Consider the following 3,485-nt stretch of genomic DNA (forward strand, 5'->3'; position numbering starts at 1 on the left):
AACAAAATTGAAATAATTAAAGACGATTATAATGAAAAATATATAGTTGATAGTTTTATTGTAATTGCAGCGACAAATAATAAAGAAGTAAATTATAATATAGGTAAATATTGTAGACAACATGGTAAATTAGTAAATGTAGTAGATAATCAAGAATTATCAAATTTTACAGTACCATCTTATGTGAAAAGAGGAGATTTATTAATAAGTATTTCAACAGGGGGGAAAAGCCCTTCTTTATCTGCTAAGATAAGAAAAGAATTAGAGGAAAGTTATGGAGAAGGATATGAAGAGTATGTTAATATTTTAGGCCAAGCTAGAGAGTATATAATAAAAAATATATGTGATGTAGAACAAAGAAGAAGAAAATTAAGAGAATTATTAGATTTAAATATTGATGAGTTAAGAAAAATAATAAAATAAAGTTACAATAACTTAAAATTAATATTATTTTGAAAAAAAGAATTACTATAGCTATAGCTGAATATTTTTGATAATATATTAAAAATAGGAGGGGAAGATATGAAAAAATTTATTTGTGCATTATTACTAATAATAAGTATGGGAAGTATGTATTATTTCTCAAGCCAAGATGGAAAAACTTCATCTATGCAGTCTGGAGCAGCCACGGAAGTTGCTGATAATATCTTTCAAAAACTGAGACAAGAGATAACTTTAACTGACGATAGATTAATAAATATAAAAGACAAGGTTTTAAATAAGTTAAGAACTTATAACAAAGAGTATTTAGTAAGAAAAGCAGCTCACTTTAGCATATATGCTTTAATAGGTGGATTCATGATGCTTTTACTTTATTTATTATCCAAACAAGTATTTTTCTCTGGAGCCATTGCATTTTGTTTGACATTTATGTATGCAGTGTATGATGAAAAAAGACAGTTGGCTGTTTCTGGTAGAAGTGGAAACTTAACAGATGTGTTTATAGATTCATCTGGAGCATTGACTGCAATAATAATATTATCATTTTTACTTTTAACAGGTAAAGGATTAGGTTTTTTAATGAAAAGAAAATCTTAATTAATATTATAATAAAACCTTCAGTATAATATTAACAGTTTCTTCACTTGATATTCATATAAAATAGGGATAGAAAATTATCTATCCCTATTTTCCATATTTAAAAGTTTTTTAGACGATATAAGTTTTGAGATATTTTCAGTGTGATATCTATAAATATGGTTATTATTAACTTCATCTTCATTATGATAATTTTTTTTATTTAGAAGATATAATCCATGAACATGATGTAATAATTGCTCACATACATCGTAATACTCATGAAGCCCTGTAGGTGTATTTGCCTCATCTGAATAGGATAATTCATCTATAAGTTGGGTATAATATTCTCCTAATTCAGTAAATTTATTTTGTAGCTTTAAATAAGATGATGAGTAATCATTTCTATTTATCATATCAAATATTATGTTGAAATAATCTTTAGATGTTGATTTAAAAGACGTCCAAAGATACTGTAAATATTTATGTCTACTAACAGAATAATTAACTATTAGTGCTATCAGAACTCCAACTAAGGTATCCATAGTTCTCATTAAAGAATAAGTCAAAGGGTAGTTTTTACCGACACCTAAAGATATTGCAGTAAATGTTACACAAGCAATTCCTGCTGATTCAGAAATTTTTAATAAGTTGCATAAATGTATAATAATTATGACTCCTATAGTAGTAGATATAATATTTTCATGTATAAATGTAGCAAACAAAAATCCTATAAGACCACCTAGTAGTGTTCCTAGTATTCTAGACATGGCATCTTCAACAGAATTTTTCATTGTATTTTTTATAGAAAATATACATACTGAAACTGTATATACAGGAGTTTCTACTATTCCTAAATAACTCGCTAAGCTTGCAAAAAATACTGCTATGCCAGTTTTTATTGTTCTTAGTCCAATTTTTTTCATATTTATATGTTCAAGCAATTACTGTTACTTGTAAAAGTCCTTTCTAGATTTTAAATGTACTAATAAAAATCTTTATAGTATTATTTGTATTAATTATTGATATTATTTTAATAATATATATGAATTTTGAAAAAATAAATTTAAGATGATTATTTATAAAATTCAATAAAAATATAATATAAGGCGTATCCCTACGAATAAAAAAATTGGAAATAAAAAAAACTATTCACTTTTTTCAAAAATGCAATATAATATTAAAGTGTTCTTTTTTACGAGGTAAAAAGCGGAAGCGTTTTTATAAATAAATAACAATTAGATATTTAACAATATTGGAGGAAAAAAGATGAAAACTATAAAAAAAATAGTAATAACAGGAGGTCCTTGTTCTGGTAAAAGTACAATGCTTAATTTAATAGAAAATACTTTTAAAGAAAAAGGATATAAAGTTATAATAGTTTCAGAGACGGCTACAGAACTAATTAGGGGTGGGGTTACACCTTTTGGAGGTCAAGAGAATATGTTCATATTCCAAGACTACTTACTAAGCCTTCAATTTAAAAAAGAAGAAGTTTATGAGAAAGCTGCCATGGAAATGGATGCAGAAAAAATAATAATCTTATATGATAGAGGATTATTAGATAACAAAGCTTATGTATCTAAAGAAGAATTTGAAATAATTTTAGACAAATTTGGTACTAATGAGAGTGAATTAATAGATAGATATGATTTAGTCTTACATCTAGTAACTACAGCTAATGGAGCGGAAGAACATTATACATTAGCTAATAATACTGCTAGAAGTGAATCATTAGAAGATGCAAGAAGAATAGATGAACTTACTTTAAATGCATGGATAGGACATCCTCGTTTAAAAATATTTGATAACTCAACTGATTTTGAAGGAAAAGTTGAAAGAGTATTAAGAGAAATATATAACGATCTTGATGAGTATATGCCAACTGGTCTTATACGTAAGTACTTAGTAGACGTTGAAAATGTAGATATAGATAATATAGTTACTGCTTCAGAAAAAATGGATATAGTTCAGTATTACTTAAAATCAACTAATCCAAAGTTAGAAAGAAGAATAAGACAAATAGGTGCTGGCGATAATTATTCATATTACTATACTGAAAAAGAAACTATAAATAATTCTAGAACATTTAGAAAAGAAAAGAAAATAAGTGATAAATTATATCTGTCTTATTTATCGGAAATAGATAATCAATTATTTACAGTTATAAAAACTCGTCATTGTTTTGTGTATGAAAATCAATATTTTAAATTAGATATATTTAACAATGATAAAAAATATGGTATCTTAGAAATTGAAGCAACTAACCAAAATGATGAAATTTCTCTTCCAGATTTCTTAAATATTAAAGAGGATGTTACAAAAGACTCTATGTATTCAAATTATGAAATAGCAAAAAGAAATTATGTTTGTGAATAACAAATATAAAAATACTCGTATCAATATTGATACGAGTATTTTTATATTTGTTATTCACAAACATAATTTCTTTTTGCTATTTCATAATT

Annotated in this window: 4 protein-coding genes; 3 read left to right on the plus strand and 1 reads right to left on the minus strand. The window is 25.4% G+C overall.

What is annotated here, in order from left to right; genetic code table 11:
• On the plus strand, positions 1 to 423 hold a 423-nt coding region (locus J7G74_RS09750), incomplete at its 5' end, for a precorrin-2 dehydrogenase/sirohydrochlorin ferrochelatase family protein (RefSeq protein ID WP_297134689.1).
• A 99-nt stretch (positions 424 to 522) separates the two neighbouring features.
• On the plus strand, positions 523 to 1,038 hold the full coding sequence (locus tag J7G74_RS09755) for a VanZ family protein (protein WP_297134691.1): 516 nt from the start codon (positions 523 to 525) through the stop codon (positions 1,036 to 1,038).
• A gap of 77 nt (positions 1,039 to 1,115) precedes the next feature.
• On the opposite strand, the gene J7G74_RS09760 is transcribed toward J7G74_RS09755, so the two are convergent.
• Entirely contained in the window at positions 1,116 to 1,943 is an 828-nt protein-coding gene (locus J7G74_RS09760; protein ID WP_297134693.1) for an FUSC family protein, read from the minus strand.
• A gap of 343 nt (positions 1,944 to 2,286) precedes the next feature.
• Here J7G74_RS09760 and J7G74_RS09765 point away from each other — a divergent pair, with 343 nt between their 5' ends.
• Positions 2,287 to 3,396: an AAA family ATPase gene (locus J7G74_RS09765; protein WP_297134696.1), complete on the plus strand. Its 1,110-nt coding sequence runs from the start codon at positions 2,287 to 2,289 to the stop codon at positions 3,394 to 3,396.
• Positions 3,397 to 3,485: the final 89 nt, after the last annotated feature.

This window comes from Terrisporobacter sp. (genome assembly GCF_017888745.1).
Taxonomy (GTDB): Bacteria; Bacillota; Clostridia; order Peptostreptococcales; family Peptostreptococcaceae; genus Terrisporobacter.